The sequence below is a fragment of the Paracoccus sp. (in: a-proteobacteria) genome (assembly GCF_032007265.1).
GTDB lineage: Bacteria > Pseudomonadota > Alphaproteobacteria > Rhodobacterales > Rhodobacteraceae > Paracoccus.
In genome coordinates, this window is sequence record NZ_DALZMB010000027.1 from 1 (window position 1) to 22,560 (window position 22,560).

Genomic DNA, 22,560 nt, shown 5'->3' on the forward strand with positions numbered 1-22,560 from the left:
AAAATAATCAGATCGCGCTAAACCTCAGCGCCATCCAAGCACATCATCTCCGGATTTCCTTGGCGGCGGCTTCACACCGTCGCTTCGGTGAGGAGATATCTAGGCCCCACGAACTGTGGCCGCAAGAGGAAAAAGCCAAGAAACTGATACAAAAGTCATAACTATCAGAAAACATGAGATTAATATGACGCTTTTGATCCGCATATTGGCCTGATTTTGCGGCCTTACGACGAATCGCGGACAAGAATCGGGGTGTTTTCCGGCCAAAACGGGCGAAAACCCCGATTCTTGCCTGCGAGAATCGTTTAGGCGCGGATCAGACTGCTGCTTTCATCCTGAAAGGCCGCGACGATCTTGTCCCAATAGGACTGCATGCCCGCGCGATCTTCGCTTCTATAAGAATAAAGGCGGATCTCGACATCGAGCTGCCATGCCGGCGCAGAAGAGGCCTGAATCAGAGCGCCTTGGGTCAGCTCGTCCTGAATGAGGCTTTTGGGCAGCCAGCACAGACCTTTGCCGCGCAGGGCCAGTTCCTTCAAACCGACGCTGATCGAATTTTCATGCACGACGCGCCGACGAAAGGGACGCTCGGTCAAAAGGCGCTGCAGTGCCGTGCCAAAGAAAGATGACAGGCCATAGTCCAGATAGGGCAATTCCCGTTTCTGTTTCAGCGCATGATCCAGAAGATCGCAGCCTTCGGCGCCTTGCAGATCTTCGGCGGGCAGAAGGTTGGGCGAAACGACCGGCACAACTGCCTCGCGTCCCAGGGTGATCCAGTTGAAATGCTCTGGGTCAAGCAGCATCGGCACATAAGGATGTGCGTAAGTCAGGAACAGATCGGCTTCGCCACTCACCAAAGCCTCGAGGTTGGCCTCGATCCCCCCCTTGTCGGGAATGACGCGGGTCACAGCCTCGGGCATGTGGGTTTCGATCCGCGCCAGACAATCGGGGAGCATGGTGACACTTAACGTATGCAGCGCCGCAAGGTTCAGGACCTTTTGTCGGCCATTGGGCGGACGCAGATGATCACGCGTGGCGTAAAAGACGCGAATGGCCTCTTGGGCGACAGGCAGGAAGGCCTTGCCCTCGCCGGTCAGCTCGGCGGGAATGCTGGCGCGGCTGATCAGCGCTGTGCCCAACCACCCCTCAAGTTGCTTGATGCGACGGCTGAAAGCGGATTGCGTAATATGTCGCGCTTCGGCCGCACGCGAAAAACTGGCCGTGCTGGCCAGCATTACGAAGTCCTCGAGCCATTTTAGTTCCATGTTCACCCTCTGCGATGGGCCATGTACTTATGGCGGGGCCGGAATAAGGAACAGATGGCGGGGCGGGGGTGAAAGAGAGCTATGCAAAAAGGGTCTACCTTAGGGAAAAACCGGCATTGGCCATTCCGCCACGCCCCAATTAGGCTGCCGCCCATCTGAAAATCGAGTAAAGATCATGACGCGGCACATCTATCTTAACGGCGAATATCTACCTGAAAACGAAGCGAAAGTATCGGTCATGGACCGGGGCTTTCTATTTGGAGATGCGATTTACGAGGTCACTGCGATGGTCGATGGCCATCTGATCGACAATGACCTGCATTTGGCCCGTTTCGCCCGTTCCCTTGCGGAATTGGGGATTCCCCTGCCCATGCCTCTCGAAAATGTGCGAGAGATGCAGATCGAACTGATCCGCCGTAATGGGATGACAGATGGCACGATCTATATGCAGGTGTCGCGCGGCGTGGCCGAGCGGAACTTCCATCCCGCGGCCGATATGACGCCCAGCTTTGTCGCCTTTACCCAGCCGCAAAAGCTGTATGATACCCCTGCGCAGAACAACGGCATTGCCGTCGCCTTGATGCAGGATCCGCGCTGGGACCGCCGCGACATCAAGACCGTGATGCTGCTTGGGCAAGTTCTGGCCACGACCCGCGCCAAGACCGAAGGTTATCAGGATGTCTGGCTGCATGAGGATGGCTGCATTACCGAGGGCGCATCCTCAACGGCATTCATCCTGACCCGCGATGGCAAGATCATCACCCGTCAGAACTCGCACGCCATCCTGCCCGGCTGTACCCGTCGTGCGGTTCTAAGCCTGGCTGAAACCCACGGCCTGACACTGGAAGAGCGCCCGTTCACGATTGCCGAAGCCCAAGATGCGGCCGAAGCATTCCTGACCAGTGCTTCCAGCCTGGTGATGCCGGTGGTGCGCATCGGTGAACAGGTGATCGGCGACGGCACCCCCGGCCCGGTCACGCGCCAATTGCAGCAGATCTATCTGGCCTCGGCCCGCGCCTGCGAAAAGATCACCTGAGCCCCTGGCTCTGCCATATTCATATAGAGAAAAGAAAAGGGGCCAGCTGGCCCCTTTTTTCATCCCGAACCTTTTGCTGGCTGCTGGATCAGCAGCCCCAAGTACGCTCAAGCACATTGATCCAGTTCTGATGGGTGATCTTGGCCAGATCCTCACCCTCATAGCCGCCCAGCTTCAGGGCATCGATCAGCTTTGGCAGGTCGGCGGCATCGCGCAATGCATCAGGAATGGTCGTGCCGTCAAAGTCCGAACCCAGTGCAATGTGATCGATCCCGATGCGGTCGACGATATAGTCGATGTGGCGCACCAACGCGGACAAAGGCAGCGACGTGTCGCGTTCGCCAGTCGGATTAAGGAATGACACGCCAAAATTGATCCCGACAAGGCCGCCGGTATCCTTGATCGCATCCAATTGGCGATCCGTGACATTGCGGCTGTGGGGGCAAACGCCATGGGCGTTGGAATGCGACGCGACCAGCGGCGCATCCGAAATCTTGGCAATATCCCAAAAGCCCGCGTCATTCATATGCGACAGATCGACCATGATCTTCAGCTCATTGCAGGCACGGATCAGCGCTTTGCCATGTGCGCTAAGGCCCGGGCCGATATCAGGCGTCGAGGGAAAGCGGAACGGCACCCCAAAGGCAAAGATGTTCGGACGGCTCCAGACCGGACCCAGGCTGCGCAGCCCGGCGTTATGCATCAGATAAAGCAGATCCAGATCGGCGCCGATCGCCTCGACCCCTTCGATATGCAAAACCGAAGCGAATGAGCCTTGTGCCATCGCGGCGCGGATATCTGCGGCCGAGCAGCAGATTTTCAACCCGCCTTTGGCCTCGCGCTCGATCCTGGCCAGGACAGCAGCCATGGCAGTCGTAACTTCCAGCGCCTCAGCCCGACCCGGCGTCGGCCAGTTGCCGTTGGAATCCAGCACACGTTCCGAGGGTACATAGACCGCGCAAAGCCCCCCCGCGAGCCCACCCTTACGCGCACGCGGCAAATCGATATGGCCGATGCTATCGCCTTCGATAAAGGCACGGATCGCCTCGGGTCCACCAGCACGCCAAATTCGCAAAAGGGCGTCATTATGGCCATCGAAAACCAGCGCGTCAGTCATATCGCTCATTCGTCATCTCCCAAAGCTTACCCATGTCTCGGACCGATAAGGCGAATTCGCAACCGCTGAATCGCCAAGGAGCAGAGCGACGGGCAGCCGATAACGGCATGAAATTGCGCGGTTATGCAATTGCGGTCTTATCTATCCCGGAATTGGCATTGGCGGCAGGTGAAATGCCCATGATAGCGCACGCTCGCGGCGATTGCGCTGTCTGCCTGGCGCTCCTTAGCGCGCGGACGCGATTTGCTCGCTCGAATGGTTCGTGAACTAGGGACAATCATCATGCTCTCCAGACGTCATTTCCTCGCCGGCGCAGCTGCCTTTCCGGCGCTTTCCTATCTGTCGCTGTCGAAGGCTTTCGCCGAAAATCCCAAGAGCATTCTTGTGGTCGCCCAACAGCTGGACAATATGACCAGCCTTGATCCCCATGAAAGCTTCGAAGCCATCGGCTCGGAGATCTGCGGGAACATGTATCAAAAGCTGGTTCACCCGAACCTGGAAGACCCCAACAAGGTCGATCCGCAAATCGCCGAAAGCTGGACCGCCAGCGAAGACGGCAAGACCTTTACCTTCAAGATCAAGCAGGGCGTGAAATTCTCGTCCGGTGGCGATCTGACCGCCGAAGATTGCGCATGGTCGCTTCAGCGCTGCGTCATCATGAACAAAGGCCCGGCCTTTATCATCACGCAATTCGGCTGGAATGCTGAAAACGCAGCGACCTCGATCACGGCGCCGGACGCCGAGACGCTGGTGCTGACCACGGATGAGCCGACCTCGGTGTCGTTCCTGCTTTACTGCCTGTCGGCCAACGTCGGCTCGATCGTTGAAAAAGCCGTGGCCATGGCCAATGAAGTCGATGGCGACCTCGGCAATGCATGGTTGCAGAAAAACTCGGCAGGTTCGGGCGAGTTCATGCTTCAGATCTGGCGTCCCAGCGACACCGTTTCGCTGCAGGTCAACCCGAACGGCGATTACAAAGGCGATCTTCAGCGCATCATCTTGCGTCACATCATCGACCCGTCGGCCCAGTTGCTCATGCTGCAAAAGGGCGATGTCGATGTTGCGCGCAACCTGACCAGCGAGCAGCTCAAGACGCTTAAAGACGACGCCAGCGTCAAACTGGTGCAGAAGTTCACGGCATCCTTGATGCTGATCTCGATGAACGTCGCCAATGAGAAGCTGAAAGACCCCAAGGTCTGGGAAGCTGTCAAATGGGCGATCGATTATCAGGGCATCCAGTCGAACATCCTGCCCGCGACCCACAAGGTCCACCAGTCGATCGTTCCAGAAGGCCTGCCGGGCGCAAATATGAATACGCCCTTCTCGAAAGACACCGCCAAAGCCAAGGCCTTGCTGGCCGAAGCGGGCTTTGCCAACGGGTTCGAGATCAACATGGACCATTATTCGGCCCAGCCTTACCCGGCAATTGCCCAGACCCTTCAGGCCAACCTTGGCGAGATCGGCATCAAGGTAAACCTGCTGGCCGCAGAAAACCGTCAGGTCCTGACCAAGATGCGCGCACGTCAGCACGAGATGGCGCTTTCGGCATGGGGCACGGATTACTTTGATCCGAACGCCAACGTCGATGTCTTCTGCGTCAACACCGACAACTCGGATGATGCGGCCAACAAGCCTTTCTGCTGGCGCTCGAACTTCCAAGACGAGAAGCTGGCAGCTTTGTCGATCGCGGCCCGCGATGAGAAAGACCCGGCCACGCGGATCGAGAAATACCTCGCTCTGCAAGACACCTATATGCAGAACAGCCCCTTTGCGATCATGATGCAGACCTCGACCACGGCGGCTTGCCGTCCCAATGTCGAAGGCATCCGCCTTGGTGCGCTGTCGGACAGCCACTCCTATGCGGGAACAACCAAGGCGTGAACAAGAGACTGAAAAGAACGGTCGGCATGCTCGGCAGCGTCCTCGCGACGCTGTTCGGGCTGGCCGTCGTCACCTTCATGATCGGCCGGGTAATGCCCGTCGATCCCGTGATTGCAGCGGTGGGCGACAACGCCCCCGAGGCAGTTATCCTGCGCGTCCGTGCCGAGATGGGGCTGGATCAGCCCCTGATCGTGCAGTTTGGCCATTATGTTTGGCAGATCCTGCATGGTGATTTCGGCAAATCCATCCTGACGCAAAACCCCGTGACCACCGACATCGCGCATTACTTTCCCGCGACGATGGAGCTGGCCACTTATGCATTGCTGATCGCAGTCTTGATCGGCGTGCCTTTGGGAATTCTGTCGGCGGTCAAGCAAGGCTCGGCGATCGATCAAATCATCCGCGTGCTTTGTCTCGCGGGCCATTCGGTTCCGGTATTCGTGCTGGCGCTATTGGCTCTGCTGATCTTCTATGCCGGACTTGGCATCGCCCCCGGCCCGGGCCGTCAGGACATCATCTTTCAAGATATGATCCCGACCGTTTCAGGGTTTCTGACCATTGACGCGCTGCTTGCAGGCGATTGGGGTGCATTCCGCGATGCTTTGGCGCATCTGGTGCTGCCGGTTTCGGTGCTCAGCTATTTCTCGATGGCCTATATCACCCGCATGACGCGCGCCTTTATGCTGGATGCGCTCAAGGGCGAATTCATCGTCGCGGCCCGTGCCAAGGGTCTGTCCTCGTCCCGCGTGATCTTTGGTCATGCCTTCCCGACGGTTGCCGTTCAGTTGATTACGGTGATCGCGCTGACCTATGCCGGCCTTCTTGAAGGCGCGGTGGTCACGGAAACGGTCTTTGCATGGCCCGGATTGGGTCAATATCTGACCGTCTCGCTGATGAACGCGGATATGAACCCCGTCGTCGGAGCCACGCTGCTGATCGGTTCGATCTATGTCGGGCTGAATTTGCTGGCTGACGTGCTTTACCGCGTCTTTGACCCGCGCGTGCAATAAGGGGCAATGAATATGCTAAGCACTTTCCGCACTTGGGCCATGGACGACATGCCCACCTCGCGCGCACAGGCAAGCTGGGGCCGTCGCTATCGGACCTGGCTGTCGCTGCGCCGCAACCCCTTGGCCATGATCGGCCTGATCGTCATCATGTTTGCCGTGCTGACCGCGCTCTTTGCACCGCTGTTGGCGCCGTATGATCCGGCACTGCAAGATCTGAACAACCGCCTTGCCCGCCCCTCGGCCGAGCATCTTTTCGGCACCGATGAGCTGGGACGCGATATCTTGTCGCGCGTCCTTTACGGCGGGCGCGTCACCCTGGGTATGGTCATCACCGTCGTGGTGATGGTCGCGCCGCTGGGTCTGGCGATCGGCTGTATCGCGGGCTATTTCGGCGGCAAGGTCGATACCGTTTTGATGCGCGTCACCGATGTGTTTCTGGCCTTCCCGCGCCTGATCCTGGCACTGGCCTTTGTGGCCGCGCTGCATCCGGGCGTTCAAAGCGCGGTTCTGGCGATCGCCCTGACCGCATGGCCGCCCTATGCACGTATCGCACGTGCCGAAACCATGACCATCCGCAACAGTGATTTCATCGCAGCATGCCGCCTGACCGGCGCATCGCGCTGGCGCATTGTCGGGCGACATATCGCACCGATGTGCGTGCCCTCGCTGATCGTGCGGGTGACGCTGGATATGTCCTCGATCATCATCACCGCCGCGAGCCTTGGCTTTCTGGGCATGGGCGCACAGCCTCCTTCGCCCGAATGGGGTGCGATGATCGCGACGGCACGCCAGTATATGCTGCAGCAGTGGTGGGTTGCGGTTGCGCCTTGTGTCGCAATCTTGCTGACCTCTTTGGCCTTTAACTTCTTGGGCGACGGCTTGCGCGATGTCCTTGATCCGAAACAGAACTGAAAGGGGCGATCATGCAGGTTGATATCCAAAACCTTCGCATTGCCTTTGAAAGCGATGGCAGAAGATTCGAGGCGGTTCGCGGCATTTCACTGTCGCTTGGCCGTGAAAAGCTGGGCATTGTCGGCGAATCCGGCTCGGGCAAATCACTGACGGCCCGTGCGTTGATGAAGTTGCTGCCGAAAACCGCCAAAATCACGGCGGATCGGATGCAGCTTGGGGATCTTGATATTCTCAAGACCCGCGAGAAGGAGATGCGCAAGGTCCGCGGCAAGCGGGTCGGCTTTATCCTTCAAGACCCGAAATACTCGCTGAACCCGGTAAAAAGCATCGGCTCGCAGATCGGCGAGGCCTGGCGTGAGCACAAGGGCGGCTCGCGCAGCGAAGTCCGCGACGCGGTACTTGACCTGCTGGAGCAGGTCAAAATCCGCGATCCGAAAAAGGTCTTTGACGCCTATCCGCACGAGATCTCAGGCGGAATGGGCCAGCGTGCCATGATCGCAATGATGCTGGCACCGGATCCAGAGCTGTTGATTGCAGATGAGCCGACTTCGGCACTGGATGCGACGGTTCAAGCCGAAATCCTGAGGCTGATCGACGATCTGGTCGATAGCCGCGGCATGGGGCTGATCCTGATCAGCCACGATCTGCCGCTGGTGTCGCATTTCTGCGATCGGGTCTCGGTGATGTATATGGGGCAAGTCATGGAAGAAATGGCGGCCTCGGATCTGCTCAAGGCCAAGCATCCCTATACGCGCGGCCTGCTGAACGGGATGCCGTCGCTGCTGCATCCCAAGCGTCGTCTGCCAGTTCTGGTGCGTGACGAGGCCTGGCTGAAGGAGAAAACCGCATGAGCGCACCGATGATTGACGTGCAAGACCTGCGCATCTCGTTCTCGGACCATGAAGTCGTCAAAGGCGTCGATTTCACCGTGGACAAAGGCGAGAGCTTTGGCATCGTCGGGGAATCCGGCTCGGGGAAATCGACGGTTCTGCGCGCATTGGCCGGGCTGAACGAGGATTGGCGCGGCAAGGTGCGCATTGGCAATGCCGATGTTCCCCTCAAGCGGCCCCCGGCCTTTTTCCGTCAGGTGCAGATGGTCTTTCAAGACCCCTTCGGCTCTTTGCATCCGCGCCAGACCATCGACCGGATCCTGTCAGAAATCCTGCTGGTTCACGGCATTGATGATATCGATGGCCGCATCAACCGGGTGCTGTCGGATGTGGCTTTGCCGCAATCGGCACGGTTTCGCTTTCCCCACCAGCTGTCGGGTGGCCAGCGTCAGCGCGTAGCAATTGCCCGCGCCCTGATCGCAGAGCCGCAAGTTCTGCTGCTGGACGAGCCGACCTCGGCCTTGGATGTCTCGGTTCAGGCCGAGGTGCTGAACCTTTTGGCCGATCTGCGCGAAGAGCGTGGGCTGACCTATGTCATGGTCAGTCACAACCTTGCGGTGATCGCGCATCTTTGCGACCGCCTTGGCGTTATGCAAAGCGGCAAGATGGTCGAACAATGCACTGCCGAACAGTTGCGGTTGGGCGATATCCACCACCCCCACACCCAAGAGCTGCGCCGTCTTAGCGTCGCTTTGGAAGAAGTCGCAGAATAAGAAAAGACTAAGGAACACGGAATGAACGCGCTGAACTGGGCCGCCGCAGAGGCGGCACTGGAAACCTCGGTAATCTGGGACAAAGATCAACCGGGGGGCGCGGTCATTTTGTTTGACCAAAGCGGCCTGCGTGCCTCGCGGGCTGCAGGGGTTGAAAGCCTTGCCACGGCGGCGCCTTTCAGCGTGGACAGCGTGGTTCGCTATGCCTCGGTCACCAAGCACGTCTTTGCCAGCTTTGTTCTGGCCCATCCCGAAGTGATCGGGTTGGATGATCCGCTTGGCAAGCATCTGCCTCAACTCGCCCCGGCCACAGCGGCGGTAACCGTCGGTCGCGCATTGGACATGTCGGGGGGAATTCCTGATACCCGCGAATGCCTGACCCTGATCGGGCATTCGATCTTTACCGAGACCAAAGCCCCGGATCTTTTAAACTTTCACGCTGGCATGAGCCGGCTGAACTATCCCACGGGCACCGAGGTTCACTATTCCAACGGCGGTTATCGTCTGGTGGAAGAGGCCATGCGCGCCCACGGCCTTGTCTTCGACGACTTCCTCAAATCCGAATTGCGTGATGCACGTGGTATCCGCATGCAGGCAGGCGAGATGTGGACAGATCCGGTCGCCGGGCTGGCCACCGGATATTGGCACGACGGAACGGCCTGGAAAATCGGACTGCAGGGCATGCACCTGTCCTCGGCCGGCAGCTTGATCGGCAGCGGGCGCGATCTGGCGCTTTGGGGTCAGGCTTTGCTGAACGATCAGGGAAGTTTTGCGGGGCGGCTGGCCGCGCTGACCGCAACCCGCCACATGGCTGACGGGCGTCCCACCGGATACGGCCTGGGAATGCGACGCCAGATGGTAGGTTCGCGTGAATTGGTCGGTCACGGCGGCTCTCAGCCGGGATTTAAATCCTACCTTCTGCTTGATCCACAAACACAAACCGGGATTGCCGTTGTCGCCAACCGCGATGACGTCAACACCTCGGGCATCGCCGCCCAGATCATGACCGCGCTTTTTGGGGAAAACCTGCCCACGCCGTCCTCGGATCTGGTGCCGGGCCTTTATGTCGCGCCAAAAGGTGCCGACTGGATCGAGGTATCCGCCAATAGCGTTTCCAGATTGGACGATGAGGTCGCCGTTTATACCGAAGCGCAGGGCGGCGTGGACAGCCAATCGCCCACTTCGCGGCTGGTCTTGCGGATGGCTGGCGCGGATATTGTCGGCGAGATTGGCCATGCGCCTGCCCGTTTCCAACCGGTCCAGCCCGAGCCCTTCCCCGCTGATTTGTGCGGCGCCTGGCATAGTCCTGAATTCGGCGCGTCCTTGGACATCCAAGACGGTGCGGTGATCATGGGTGCGGGGCCCACGCAGCGGGTTATGCCTTTGCAATCACTGGGCGGCGGGCGTTTTCTATTCACGCTGACGGACGGCCCCTGGGTTCGCCGCATTTGTCTTAACCGCCTATCGTCAGACCGCTTCGAACTGGCTTTGTCACGGGCACGGATGATCGAATACCGCCGCCGCGACTAAGCGGTATCGCCATTCGACAACGACTTGGGGGGCCAAATCGGCCCCCTACCCTATCCAGATGAACCCTATGGGAACCTTGCCACAGGATTCACGTTCTTTCAGCATCAGGTGATCACGACCCTAAAAAGAGGTTCGTTTCATGAGTGCTGCATCGACAATATTATCCCGTGCGGTTGACGCCCAAGACCATATACGCGGCGCGGCTACAGCCCCCGTGACGATTGTGGAATATGGCGATTACCAATGCCCCTATTGCGGACAGTCCTATGCGGTCCTGCGTCAGGTCCTAAGCCATAAGGACGCCGTCGCCGACAGCGTGCGTTACGTATTCCGTAACTTTCCCCTGAACCAGCTGCATCAATTCGCCGAACTGGCCGCTGAAGCGGCCGAAGCAGCGGGCGCCCAAGGCAAGTTTTGGGAAATGCATGGCACCTTGTTTCAAAACCAGCATCACCTGAGCGGAGATGACGTGGTGAACTATGCCGAAAACCTGGGACTTGATCTGGATCGCTTCATTTCAGATGTGAACCAGCGCAAATTCCGTCCGGTCATTGAGCGTGACCTGCAAAGCGGAATTGACAGCGGCGTGCATGGAACGCCCTCATTCTTCATCAACGGTAAAAGCCACGTCGGCGGCTTTGATGCAGAAAGCCTAAGGGCGGCGATCCTAGAGGCCGCACGGGCCTGAGAGGGGCAAGAGGCGGCATCCGCCCCCTGCCCTACCCTTATCTTGTTAGGCGTTGAAACGTCCGCGTGGGATACTGGTCGCCTGGAAGGTTTCAGCCGCTGCGCGCGACCAGCGTGCATGCCATTCACGCAGCTCGGGGATATTGTTTTCCTCTAGCAAAAAGCCAGTCGGCAGATGCGGATAAGCCTCGTTGCCGTCAAGGAATGTGCCGTCTTTTTGCCGGAACATGAAATGATAGGGCAATAGCTCGCCCGGGCTGCTCAGACCCGCAGCACCTGCGATCTCGCCCAAAGCATGCAACGTATTGCGATGAAAGCGCGCGACACGATCGCTTTTATCGCCGACATCGACGGCCCTTTGACGCATCGGGTCCTGCGTGGCAATGCCGACCGGGCATTTGTTCGTGTGGCATGATTGCGCCTGGATACAGCCGATCGCGAACATGAACCCACGGCCCGAGTTACACCAATCCGCACCCAGCGCCATGGCGCGGGCCATGTCAAAGGCGCTGACGATCTTACCTGCTGCACCGACCTTGATGTCATCGCGCAAACCAGCGCCGCGCAGCGTATTGTGAACGAAATACAGCCCCTCCAGCATGGGCATACCCACCCGGTTGGCAAATTCCAGCGGGGCGGAACCCGTCCCCCCTTCAGCGCCGTCAACGACGATGAAATCCGGGGATATGCCGGTCGAGAGCATGGCCTTGACCATGCACATAAATTCGCGCCGATGTCCGATGCACAGCTTGAAGCCGACGGGCTTACCCCCTGATAATTCGCGCAATTGCGCGATGAAGCGCATCATGCCTTCGGGCGTTGAGAACGTGCTGTGCGACGGCGGCGAGACGCAGTCCACACCCATGGGGATCCCACGTGCCTCGGCGATTTCGGCGCTGATCTTGGCGGCGGGAAGCATACCGCCATGGCCCGGTTTCGCCCCTTGGCTCAACTTCAGCTCGATCATCTTGATCTGCGGATTGGCCGCTTGCACACGAAACTTTTCCGGGTCGAAATGGCCATCATCGGTGCGGCAACCAAAATAACCAGACGCGACTTGATAGATCAGATCGCCGCCGTTTTCGCGGTGATAGCGACTTACGCCCCCCTCGCCCGTGTCATGGGCAAAACCACCCTTTCTGGCCCCTTGGTTCAGCGCAGAAATCGCATTTCCCGACAGCGCGCCAAAGCTCATTGCCGAAATGTTGTAAAGAGACGCAAGATAAGGCTGCCGACACTCGCTTCCACCGATCAGAACGCGAAAGTCGGTGTCCTTGATGACTTTGGGCGCAACCGAATGAGTGACCCAAGAATAGCCCGCGTCATAGACCTTTTCACTTGTGCCGAAGGGCCTCTTATCCTCTTGGCCCTTGGCGCGCTGATAGACCAGACTGCGTTGATCGCGGCTAAACGGCAGCTCATCGCTATCGCTTTCGATCATGTATTGACGAATTTCGGGGCGGATCGATTCCAGCAAAAAGCGAATATGACCGATGATGGGATAGTTGCGTAAGACCGCGTGGTGACGCTGCGAGACGTCATGCAGACCCAGCACCATCAAAAGGCCAAAAATGACGACAAATGGAAAAGCCACTGAATGGCCTGCGACCCAGAACCCAAGGCTGACCAAGACCATCACGATCGTCAGAGCCAAAATGCTATAACGCGCAAAACGCGTCAGATTCTTAAACTTCAAGACCCTTATCCCTTACACCCTGATCAGGTTTTGCCGCGATCATGCCGTCGCTGCATGAAGATCTCATTACCACATGAGGGTCAGCGGCGGACAGCTCTCAGAGGTGCTGACGAAGAGGTGATCAAGGGCACAAATCTGGGTCGGAAAATGTCGCGACCTTGGGGCAAAGGACCGCAAACAGCAAAATGGTGTTTGATCCACAGAAATGGTTGGGATTTCTCTCAGATTAGAGTAAATCTCCGGCGCAACATTTGCAAGTTATTGATTTTAGAATAAAAAATCCGCCACCCACATCAATCCGGGTGGCGGCCGAGATCTTCCCTGCGGGGAAGATCAGTTAATATCCTCGAGAAAAGCCTTGACGGCCGCCTCGAGTTTACGACGATCAACCGCCGAAAAATCACGCGACAACCTGATCTCGAGTCTCCCATTTGCGGCGGTGCATTTCGCCGTTCCCTGCGGGCGCTCAAGCTGAAAGGTGGTCTTGGCTTTCCCGCTTGCCAAAGGCGCGGCCTCGCCGGTGCGCTTGGCTTTGTTGCGCGGTGCCCCTGCCCCTTCAGCAAAGCGCCTTAGCACATGCAGCTCGTCGTTGACGGTCCGGCTTGACCAACCCCGCAGCTCTGATCGGATCGCATCTGACAACCCATCGACCTCTTGCAGCTTGCCAACCAGTTGCAGTCCAAGTGAACGTGGTATCTCGGAGATATGATGCAGGTCGTCACCTAGCTCGGACACAAGCTTGATGAAGGCGCGAATATAGCTGCGCTTCTGATAGCCCGCGGATTTAAACAAAAGCGCTACGGCCTTTTCAGGGTCGCTTTCGGCCGTGTCGGGATCATGGGCATAGTTCAGCGCGAGCTGCGCCATTTCACCGAACGAGATGTCCTTGCGCACTACGTTCTCGTCAACCATGCGGCGATACAATGCTTCTAGTGCGTCCCCACGTGCCGCAATGCCCGCGGGAATACGCCCCCATCTTTCGCTATCGCCGGTTTCCGTCAGCAGTGTCCTATAGGCAGAAAGCCTGCGCCAACCCTGGATCAGCTCGTATTGCCCGTCCTCGCGCGGCTCGACCTGGATGGCGTTTGACAGGCCGATTTCTCGGATTGAAACGACCAGCTCTGCCAACTCACGATCCTCGCCCGGCGCGCGGTCACGGATCAGCTTATCGGTGACAATGCGATCCAGCGGAATCAAATCGGTAATCAGACCTGCCTTTTTCAGGCGAACGTGCTCTTGAGCCAAGGCGTCATTTTCAGCACGAATTTCAGCCTCGATCCGCGCGCGCGCACGTGTGCTTTCAGCCGTCTCGGCAATCGCCGTCGCCATCGGTCCGCGCCGAAGATCCTTGTCTGATTGCGCCTCGATCGAGGGTTGAGCATCGTCAAAGGGCATTTCGATATCAAAAACGCGACGCTTCCTGCTCATCCGTCATTCTCCAACTTATCCCAAGCCGCAACAAGATGGTCTCGAAACTCTTCATAAGCGCGGTCAAACGTTCCACGAGCGCGCCGCCACGTCCCGCGCGTCATTTCACGATAGTCGATTTCATAGACCGAGGATAGAAAACGGCCGGATTGCTCGACGGCGCGGGTCAGCTCGACAGGATGTTCCGCCACGCGCTCGCCAAACACCTGCTTGAAGGCGGCAAACATCGCTGTATGCAGCTCGTTCGACGGCTCATAGCGTGTCATCAAGAAGCGGATATCTGCAAAGGCCTTTGGCAAACGGATCTTCCCCGTGGGGAAGTTTTCAAAGCCGTGGGACAGATCCTCTAGGGCTTCTGCAAGCTGGCCGATAAAACTTGTGGTTGAATCGTATTCCCAATATCCAGGGCCAGAGGGGATATAAAGGACATCCGCGGCAAAGACCGCGTTCATCGATTGATAGCCGATCGCTGGCGGACAATCGAAGATGATCAGGTCATAGGCATCATCGGGCAGACCATCCAGAAAGCGCGACACAGCCCCGAAGAAAGTCCATTCCGGGTTCAAATGCCGATACTGCGCGCTGGCGAACTCGACAAAGGCGGCATTCGCGCAGCTGGGAACGATATCAATCGTGGACCATGCGGTCGGCTTGATAAAGTCCGCGGTACGCAATCCACCAAGACCCATCGCACGGATCGAGTTTGGCAACTTGCGCTGGGGCAGGGCGGTCCCGCTTTCGGCACCCGTACCTGCGGCATTCATACGGTCGGTTTCTCTCTCCAGATCCCGGGCCATGATGCCCCAAACAGTATGGTCCTCCCCGACATCCGTCAGCCCCATCGAATGGCTGAGCGTTGCTTGGGGGTCAAAGTCCACGACCAAGACGCGGTAGCCATCCAGTGCAGCGGCATGAGCAAAGTGAAGGGCCACGGTGGATTTCCCCGCACCGCCCTTAAAGTTCGCCACGGCTGCACGGATTGCGCGCTTGCCCTCGGGGCGGGGGGGCATCAACGATTTACGGTTCACCTTGATGCGACGGCGCAGTTCGTTGATCTCATCGAGTGAAAACCAGCGCTGCCGCCCGTCCTCTTCAACTTCCCCGCCGGGAAGGTTTGGCTCGGCTGCAAGCTTACCGCGAAAGGTGGACTGGTTCATCTTGAAGATCAGCTCTGCGACCTCCCAAGATGAAAAACGCCGAAGTGTCTTTTCATCCGAGGGGCTGAAGGTTTGCCGCCGGATCCATCCCTGCATCTTCAGGGATTGGCTTTGCAGGCGCGCAAGATCGGTATGAGTAAACATGATGTGCCCAATACTGCTCTTATTGATAGGTTAAGTACTAGCAGATCGTAAAATTCTCACAACTTTCAATTTACGCTTAATTTGAAAATCAGATGATTTTGCGTTGAGATCAGCACAGGAAGAAGAGAATCGCCCAGCAATCCCGCCATTCCCAAGCGAATCGTCATCATGGCCCTTGCAATTCGCGCATCCGAAACCGTGGGTCGATTTTGGGGACACAGCAAATCAAAAAGCGACAGATTAGGGGACATCTTGGAGAAATAAGGTGACAACCAGAGTGTCCCCCTTCACCTATTATTACCGTTTTTATATTTGATTTATGCAAATCCTGTTCAGCCATTCCGCCTCTGCCTTGACTCTGAACCTGTTCTGGACGCAAATTGTCCCCATGATCCGAAAAGCGTTTGAATTGGTCGAGACAAGTCCATATTCGGGTCTGAGCAGGACCCATGGGTCTGAACGAGGCGAAGCGAAATGCAAGTGTTGCGGGCAGTGGGGCGCGAAGCGTCCTCGAAAAAATATGATCTGCTCTCTGCGCTAATGGCGCATGGCTTGGCTGGCGACAAACATCGTCAGAAGCTTGTGCTGCGGTTGATGGCCTTGATCACGACCCGCTATAATTGGCAAAACGATGAGCTGTCGATCGGCCAGGCCGAGATCTCGCGACTTTGGTCAGTTGATGAACGCACGGTCAAACGCGAGATGGTCAAGCTGCGTGCCTTGGGATGGCTCGAACAACGCCGAGCCGGTGCACGGGGGCGTGTCGCGCTATTTTCGCTTGGCATCGAACGGATCATGCTCGACACCCGTGCGACATGGGACTTGATCGGCCCCGATTTCGTTGAACGGCTGGAACGCAAGCCCGCGACGCAACTGCCGACAGATGCGAATATTGTTCCCTTCCATCGCCCGGTTGCTGCCAGCGAAGAAGGAATTTGGCCGCAAATGCTGACATTGCTTTTCGCAGAGGATAGCGCGACCGCGGCGGCATGGTTCGCGCCATTGGCCCAAGATGAATGCAAAGCGGGGTGTGTGCATCTTTTGGCGCCAAGTCGCTTTCACGCCGCCTATATCCGCACACATCTGATCGAAAGGATGCGCGTGATTGCGCGGCGCATTGACCCTAGTATTTCAGACGTGCGCATCGACAGCTGATGGGGCAGGGGCTTGAATATCAAGCAGACTTATCGCGCGTTTTCTGTCATCATCGAATATATCGCAACTCCTTGCAGCGACCGCAGGGAAGTTGCAAATGGTTCGCCAGATCAGCATCAGGGGCAGATTATGACCAAATCCACCTTTACCGTGACACGACGCGCGCTCATGCTTGGAGGCGCGGCTGTGGTTCTTGCCACGCAAGCTCCCAAGGCGCTGCGCGCCGCCGAGCCATTGAAACTGGCGGGCGTTTACACCAATCCGGTCGAGCAGCAATGGTGCGGTCGCCTTCACGCGGCATCTGAAGCGGCAAAAGCTGCCGGAACGGTTGACTATGTCTATAGCGAGAATGTCTCGAATACCGATTTTGCGCGCGTGCTTCGCGAATATGCTGAAAGCGGCGTCAAGCTGATTATCGGTGATGTTTTTGGGGTCGAGCAAGAAGCCCGCGAAGTTGCCGCAGATTATCCCGAGGTCGCCTTCCTGCTTGGCTCTAGCCTTCAGCCCTCGGATGACAATCCCAACGTCGCAGTTTTCGACAATTACATTCAGGATGCATCCTATCTGACGGGCATCATCGCCGGCGCCATGACCAAGAATGGCAACATCGGCATGGTCGGTGGTTTCCCGATCCCTGAAGTGAACCGGTTGATGAATGCCTTTATGGCGGGCGTCAAAGAAACCCGGCCTGATGCCAAGTTCCAGGTGTCCTTTATCGGCTCGTGGTTTGATCCGCCAAAAGCCAAGGAAACCGCCTTTGCCATGACCGATGCCGGCGCGGACGTGCTTTATGCCGAGCGCTTTGGGGTTTCGGACGCGGCCAAGGAAAAGGGCATTCTTGCGATCGGCAATGTCATTGATACTCAGGCCGATTATCCTGACACTGTCGTCGCCTCGGCTTTGTGGGATTTTGCACCTACGCTGAACAAGGCGATCGAGGCGGTACAAGCGGGCACGTTCAAGCCCGAAAACTACGGTGTCTATTCCTATATGAAAGACGGCGGCTGTTCATTGGCGCCTTACGGCACCTTTGCCGATAAGATTCCCGCCGAGACGCAAAAGCTGGTCGAGGAACGCATGAGCGCGATCAAGGACGGCTCGTTTACGGTGGTCATCGACGACGCCGAACCCAAGGCGTCGTGATGGCAATGGCCAATGAGGCGCAGGATGTTGTCCTGCGCCTTGACCGCATTACCAAGCGCTTCGGCAAGCTGACGGCAAATAATGCCGTCAGCCTGACATTGCGCCGGGGCGAGGTCGTGGCGCTTTTGGGTGAAAATGGCGCTGGTAAGACCACGCTGATGAACATCCTGTTTGGCCATTACGTCGCAGATGAAGGATTGGTCGAGGTGTTCGGCCAGCCCTTGCCCGCAGGTCAGCCCCGCGCTGCATTGGAAGCGGGCGTGGGAATGGTGCATCAGCATTTCACGCTGGCCGATAACCTGAGCGTTCTTGATAACATCCGTCTTGGCACCGAGCGATTGTTATCGCGAGGGACAAGCAGGTCGGCAGCGCGACGCAGGGTCCAGGATCTGAGCCGCGATTTTGGGCTCAGCGTTGATCCCGACGCGCGGGTCGGCAGTTTGACCGTCGGCGAGCGTCAGCGGGTTGAAATCCTCAAGGCGCTTTATCGTGACGCGCGCATCCTGATCTTGGACGAGCCGACCGCCGTTCTGACCCCGCAAGAAGCCGAGGCATTGTTTGCAACCCTGCGAAAGGCGATTGCGCAGGGGCTGTCGATCCTTTTCATCAGCCACAAGCTGCATGAAGTCACCGCGATTGCAGATCGTTGTATCGTCTTGCGTCACGGCACAGTCGTGGGCGAGGTCGCCACCGCCCAGACCGATGGCGCGCGTTTGGCGGCGTTGATGGTCGGGGGCGAAATCGCATTGCCAAAAGCGCAGCCCCGGCCTGCGGGTCCGGTGCTGATGCATCTGGATCGGGTCTCAACCGCGGCAAATGGCGCGGCTCCGGGGTTGAAGGGGTTGACGCTGCAACTGCGCGCCGGCGAAATTATCGGACTGGCAGGTGTGTCAGGCAATGGGCAGGCCGCACTGGCGGATTTGGTCAGCGGGCTGATTTCCCCGACCCGTGGACAGATCGCATTGGCAGGCAATCCAGTGAAAAGCTGGTCCCCGCGCGAGGCCATTCGCCGTGGCATCGCGCGCATTCCCGAAGATCGTCACAAGACGGGCACCATCGCAGGATTTAACCTGACCGAAAACGCGGTGCTCGAGGGCTATTTTCGCCCAGATTTCAGCAAAATGGGTCTGATCGACTGGCGTGCGGCCCGCACATTCGCCGAAGAGATCATTGCGGCATATGATGTGCGTTGTCCAGGGCCGAAAACGGCAATCCGGCTGCTTTCAGGCGGGAATATGCAAAAGCTGATCCTTGGCCGGGTTCTAGAGCCGGGGCCGACCATCATTTTGGCCAACCAACCTGTGCGGGGCCTTGATATTGGTGCGATTGCCTATGTGCAGTCGCGGCTGATCGCTGCGCGCGATGCGGGCGCGGCGGTGCTGCTGATCTCTGAGGATCTGGACGAGATCATGGGGCTGGCTGATACCGTCCATGTCATCTCTGAGGGGCGCCTGTCGCCCGCCTTTGCGCGTGGCACCATGACCCCGGCCGAGCTGGGGCTTTGGATGGCTGGCGAAGGATTTAACGAGGATAACAATGCGGCTTGAACCTATCGCACAGCCCACGCTGGCGCGCCGCCTTGGCTTTCCGGCCCTGGCGCTGATTGGCACCATTATTGTGGGGTCGCTACTGGCGTTGATCGCCGGGGCGAATCCGCTGCTGACGCTTGGGCTGATTGTCAAAGGCGCCGTCGGAACAAAATTTGCTTTGTTGGAGACCCTGAACCGCGCGACGCCGCTTATTTTCACGGGCCTTGCGGTCGCCGTGGCGTTTCGCGCGAAGCTTTGGAACATCGGGGCCGAGGCGCAGCTTTATGCAGGGGCAATCGTCACGGTGCTTCTGGGCACGGGCGCGATCGGGTCGGGACTGGCTTTGCCGGTTTCCATGGTCGCGGCAATGCTGGCTGGTGCCCTCGTGTTGCTGGGACCAGTCCTGCTTAAGACCAAGCTTGGGGTCGATGAGGTCGTCACCACGCTGCTTTTGAATTTCGTGATGCTGCTGTTTGTATCCTACCTTCTTGAAGGGCCCATGAAAGATCCTATGGGCATGGGCTGGCCCAAATCTGCCGCGCTGATCAAAGAGGCTCGCTTGCCGCGGATCGTCACCGGACTTCGGCTGCATTGGGGTTTCGGCGTCGCAATCATCGCGGCCGTGGTGTTGTGGCTGATCGAAAAGCGCACCACCTTTGGCTTCGAGATGCGCGCGGTCGGCCAAAACCCCGCAGCAGCACGTTTTGCCGGGATGCCCGTCAACCGCGTTCTGGTGCTGACGGCCCTTCTTTCGGGGGGGCTTGCCGGGCTTGCGGGATGGTCCGAGGTCGCGGGGCTGAAGGGCCATCTTAGCCTCGATCTGTCTCCGGGCTATGGTTATACCGGGATCGTGGTGGCGATGCTGGCTTTGCTTAACCCGCTTGCTGTGGTGCCTTCGGCGCTGTTCGTTGCTGCGGTCTTTGTCGGGTCGGACAGTATGAGCCGCGCTGCGGGCGTGCCGACCTATATCGCGGATATGCTGCTGGCGACGGGGCTTTTATTCATGGTGCTGGCCTTGCAGCTGACACGGTTCCGGGTGGTGCGCGGATGAGCAGCCTGTTTGACATTCTTCTTTCGGTGACATTCTGGGCAGCGGCAGTGCGCATTGCCTCGCCGCTGATTTTTGCAACCATGGGCGAGCTGATCTGCGAAAGGGCAGGGGTGCTTAACCTGGGCATTGAAGGCATCATGGTCATGGGTGCGTTTTCGGGCTGGATGACGGTCTATCTGGGCGCGCCACTTTGGCTGGGTGTCACGGCCGCCATGATTTCAGGTATGATCTTTGGCCTGGTTCACGGCGTATTAACGGTGCCTTTTGGCCTGTCTCAGCATGTCGTGGGCATTGGCATTACGCTGCTGGCAACCGCGACCAGCTACTTTGCCTATCGCGTGGCCTTGCCTGAGGTGACGACGCCGCCGAAAATCACGCCGTTTCAGCCGCTCGAAATTCCCGTCCTGTCGGATATTCCGATCCTGGGGCAGGCGTTTTTCAACCAGACTCCGATGACCTATCTGGCCTTTGTCGTCGCCGCATTGACCGCATTCGTCCTTTTCAGGACGCCGCTTGGTCTGGCGGTCCGCGCAGCCGGGGAAAACCCCGCTGCGGTCGAGGCGCAGGGACTTTCTGTCACGGCATTGCGGATCGGCGCGGTGACGGTGGGTTCGGGATTGATGGCCGTCGGTGGCGCGTTCCTGACGCTTTCTGCCTTCTCGTCCTTCTTTTTCGAGATGGTCAACGGTCGCGGCTGGATCTGCATTGCACTGGTGGTCTTTGGTGCGTGGCGTCCGGGCAAGGCGGTGTTGGGGGCCTTGCTCTTTGCCGCATTCGACGCGCTGCAGGTCAGGCTGCAACAGACACCAATCGGGGCACATCTGCCCTATCAGGTCTTTTTGATGGCGCCTTATTTGCTGTCTATTCTCGCTCTCATTTTGATGTCACGGCGCTCGGAAGTCCCGGCTGCGCTGATGACGCCCTATAATAAAGGTGAACGCTGATGTTCGATCTTCTGGTCAAAGGCGGCACGCTGCCGGACGGTTCCGTGGCGGATATCGCAATTCAGGGCGACCGTATTGTCGCAGTCGGCAAGCTGTCGGGCGAAGCGGGACGCGTGATCGATGCCACAGGCGATCTGGTTACGCCCCCCTTTGTCGATCCGCATTTTCACATGGATGCGACCCTGTCTTATGGCAAACCTCGGGTAAATGCTTCGGGCACCTTGCTCGAGGGCATCGCACTTTGGGGAGAATTGCGCGACATCGCAACCGTGGACGAGATGATCGAGCGGGCGGTGGATTATTGCGATTGGGCGGTCTCGATGGGGTTGCTGGCGATCCGCACCCATGTGGATACCTCCGCCGATCACCTGCGCGGGGTCGAGGCCATGCTCGAGGTCAAGCGCCGCGTGGCGGATTATATCGACCTGCAACTGGTGGCTTTTCCCCAAGACGGCCTCTACCGCGCCCCGAACGGGCGGCAGAACGTTATCCGGGCGCTGGATATGGGCTGTGATCTGGTCGGTGGCATCCCCCATTTTGAACGCACAATGGGCGAGGGCACAGATTCGGTGATCGATGTTTGCCGCATTGCCGCCGAGCGCGGCATTGCGATCGACATTCACTGTGACGAAACCGACGATCCCAATAGCCGTCATATCGAGACCTACGCCCGCGAGGTTCTGCGTCACGGCCTTGGTGCGCGCGCGGCGGCGGGGCATCTGACTTCGATGCATTCGATGGATAATTACTATGTCTCCAAACTGATCCCGTTGATTGCGGAATCGGGCCTGTGCGTGATTTCAAACCCTCTGATCAACATCACGCTGCAGGGCCGTCACGACACCTATCCCAAGCGTCGTGGCCTGACCCGCGTGCGCGAAATGCAAGCGCAAGGCATCACCGTTGGTTGGGGTCAGGATTGTGTGCTTGATCCATGGTATTCGCTGGGTACGGCAGATATGCTGGACGTTGCCTTTATGGGGCTGCATGTCGCGCAGATGACCCATCCCGACGAAATGGCGCGTTGCTTTACGATGGTGACCGAAAATAACGCACGCATCATGGGTCTTGAGGGTTACGGCCTGAATGTAGGGGACAAGGCCAATCTGGTGGTCCTTGACGCGGGCAACCCGACCGAGGCCCTGCGCCTGCGGGCTGACCGCCTTTGCGTCATATCCAAAGGCAAGGTTGTGTCCGAAAAACCGCGCAACGACGCGCGTTTGTCGCTGACGGGCCGTCCTGCTTCGGTTCGTCGCCGCCACATTTTGTGAT

General features: G+C 58.2%; 19 protein-coding genes. 14 read left to right on the plus strand and 5 right to left on the minus strand.

All coding sequences use genetic code 11. The features are described from left to right. Positions 1-305 precede the first annotated feature (305 nt). The gene (locus RTS12_RS07895; RefSeq protein WP_312527178.1) at positions 306-1,265 is read right to left on the minus strand and encodes a LysR family transcriptional regulator; all 960 of its coding nucleotides are present in this window, start codon (positions 1,263-1,265) and stop codon (positions 306-308) included. A 175-nt stretch (positions 1,266-1,440) separates the two neighbouring features. Here RTS12_RS07895 and RTS12_RS07900 point away from each other — a divergent pair, with 175 nt between their 5' ends. After that, the gene (locus RTS12_RS07900; RefSeq protein ID WP_312527180.1) at positions 1,441-2,301 is read left to right on the plus strand and encodes a D-amino-acid transaminase; all 861 of its coding nucleotides are present in this window, start codon (positions 1,441-1,443) and stop codon (positions 2,299-2,301) included. Positions 2,302-2,389: 88 nt separating this feature from the next. On the opposite strand, the gene RTS12_RS07905 is transcribed toward RTS12_RS07900, so the two are convergent. After that, positions 2,390-3,427, minus strand: coding sequence for a dipeptidase (locus RTS12_RS07905; RefSeq protein ID WP_312527182.1), 1,038 nt, complete (start codon positions 3,425-3,427; stop codon positions 2,390-2,392). Between the two features lie 273 nt (positions 3,428-3,700). Between RTS12_RS07905 and RTS12_RS07910 the strand changes: the two genes are divergently transcribed. From RTS12_RS07910 to RTS12_RS07940, 7 genes are all read left to right on the plus strand, one after another. Beyond that, the gene (locus RTS12_RS07910; RefSeq protein ID WP_312527184.1) at positions 3,701-5,299 is read left to right on the plus strand and encodes an ABC transporter substrate-binding protein; all 1,599 of its coding nucleotides are present in this window, start codon (positions 3,701-3,703) and stop codon (positions 5,297-5,299) included. Between the two features lie 26 nt (positions 5,300-5,325). After that, positions 5,326-6,309 carry an ABC transporter permease gene (locus RTS12_RS07915; protein WP_312527186.1) on the plus strand — a complete coding sequence of 328 codons (984 nt, stop codon included), beginning with the start codon at positions 5,326-5,328 and terminating at the stop codon, positions 6,307-6,309. A 12-nt stretch (positions 6,310-6,321) separates the two neighbouring features. Further along, positions 6,322-7,221: a nickel transporter permease gene (gene nikC / locus RTS12_RS07920; RefSeq protein WP_312527189.1), complete on the plus strand. Its 900-nt coding sequence runs from the start codon at positions 6,322-6,324 to the stop codon at positions 7,219-7,221. Positions 7,222-7,232: 11 nt separating this feature from the next. Further along, complete coding sequence (locus tag RTS12_RS07925; RefSeq protein WP_312527191.1) at positions 7,233-8,072, plus strand: ABC transporter ATP-binding protein; 840 nt, start codon at positions 7,233-7,235, stop codon at positions 8,070-8,072. Further along, complete coding sequence (locus RTS12_RS07930) at positions 8,069-8,824, plus strand: ABC transporter ATP-binding protein (protein ID WP_312527193.1); 756 nt, start codon at positions 8,069-8,071, stop codon at positions 8,822-8,824. Before RTS12_RS07925 ends, RTS12_RS07930 begins: the two co-directional genes overlap by 4 nt. A 21-nt stretch (positions 8,825-8,845) precedes the next feature. Then, the gene (locus RTS12_RS07935) at positions 8,846-10,354 is read left to right on the plus strand and encodes a serine hydrolase domain-containing protein (protein WP_312527195.1); all 1,509 of its coding nucleotides are present in this window, start codon (positions 8,846-8,848) and stop codon (positions 10,352-10,354) included. A gap of 139 nt (positions 10,355-10,493) precedes the next feature. Next, positions 10,494-11,042: a thioredoxin domain-containing protein gene (locus RTS12_RS07940; protein ID WP_312527197.1), complete on the plus strand. Its 549-nt coding sequence runs from the start codon at positions 10,494-10,496 to the stop codon at positions 11,040-11,042. 45 nt (positions 11,043-11,087) lie between these two features. Here the strand turns inward: RTS12_RS07940 and RTS12_RS07945 are convergent, their stop codons facing one another. The 3 genes from RTS12_RS07945 to RTS12_RS07955 all read right to left on the minus strand — a co-directional run bounded on the left by RTS12_RS07945 (position 11,088) and on the right by RTS12_RS07955 (position 15,466). Continuing rightward, complete coding sequence (locus RTS12_RS07945) at positions 11,088-12,677, minus strand: FMN-binding glutamate synthase family protein (RefSeq protein WP_312527254.1); 1,590 nt, start codon at positions 12,675-12,677, stop codon at positions 11,088-11,090. Positions 12,678-13,070: 393 nt separating this feature from the next. Beyond that, positions 13,071-14,165, minus strand: a complete 1,095-nt coding sequence (locus RTS12_RS07950; protein ID WP_312527199.1) for a ParB/RepB/Spo0J family partition protein — start codon at positions 14,163-14,165, stop codon at positions 13,071-13,073. Continuing rightward, a complete protein-coding gene (locus RTS12_RS07955; protein ID WP_312527202.1) occupies positions 14,162-15,466 on the minus strand; it encodes an AAA family ATPase in 1,305 nt (434 codons plus the stop codon). Before RTS12_RS07955 ends, RTS12_RS07950 begins: the two co-directional genes overlap by 4 nt. Before the next feature lie 474 nt (positions 15,467-15,940). Here RTS12_RS07955 and RTS12_RS07960 point away from each other — a divergent pair, with 474 nt between their 5' ends. The 6 genes from RTS12_RS07960 to RTS12_RS07985 all read left to right on the plus strand — a co-directional run bounded on the left by RTS12_RS07960 (position 15,941) and on the right by RTS12_RS07985 (position 22,559). Beyond that, complete coding sequence (locus tag RTS12_RS07960; protein WP_312527205.1) at positions 15,941-16,621, plus strand: hypothetical protein; 681 nt, start codon at positions 15,941-15,943, stop codon at positions 16,619-16,621. A gap of 129 nt (positions 16,622-16,750) precedes the next feature. After that, positions 16,751-17,764, plus strand: a complete 1,014-nt coding sequence (locus RTS12_RS07965) for a BMP family protein (protein WP_312527208.1) — start codon at positions 16,751-16,753, stop codon at positions 17,762-17,764. Next, entirely contained in the window at positions 17,764-19,311 is a 1,548-nt protein-coding gene (locus tag RTS12_RS07970; protein WP_312527210.1) for an ABC transporter ATP-binding protein, read from the plus strand. Before RTS12_RS07965 ends, RTS12_RS07970 begins: the two co-directional genes overlap by 1 nt. Then, positions 19,301-20,344 (plus strand): ABC transporter permease, encoded by a 1,044-nt coding sequence (locus RTS12_RS07975; protein ID WP_312527211.1) that lies wholly within the window; start codon positions 19,301-19,303, stop codon positions 20,342-20,344. Before RTS12_RS07970 ends, RTS12_RS07975 begins: the two co-directional genes overlap by 11 nt. Further along, a complete protein-coding gene (locus RTS12_RS07980) occupies positions 20,341-21,288 on the plus strand; it encodes an ABC transporter permease (RefSeq protein ID WP_312527213.1) in 948 nt (315 codons plus the stop codon). Before RTS12_RS07975 ends, RTS12_RS07980 begins: the two co-directional genes overlap by 4 nt. Next, positions 21,288-22,559 (plus strand): amidohydrolase family protein, encoded by a 1,272-nt coding sequence (locus RTS12_RS07985; protein WP_312527215.1) that lies wholly within the window; start codon positions 21,288-21,290, stop codon positions 22,557-22,559. The genes RTS12_RS07980 and RTS12_RS07985 overlap by 1 nt, the downstream gene beginning before the upstream one ends. Position 22,560: the final 1 nt, after the last annotated feature.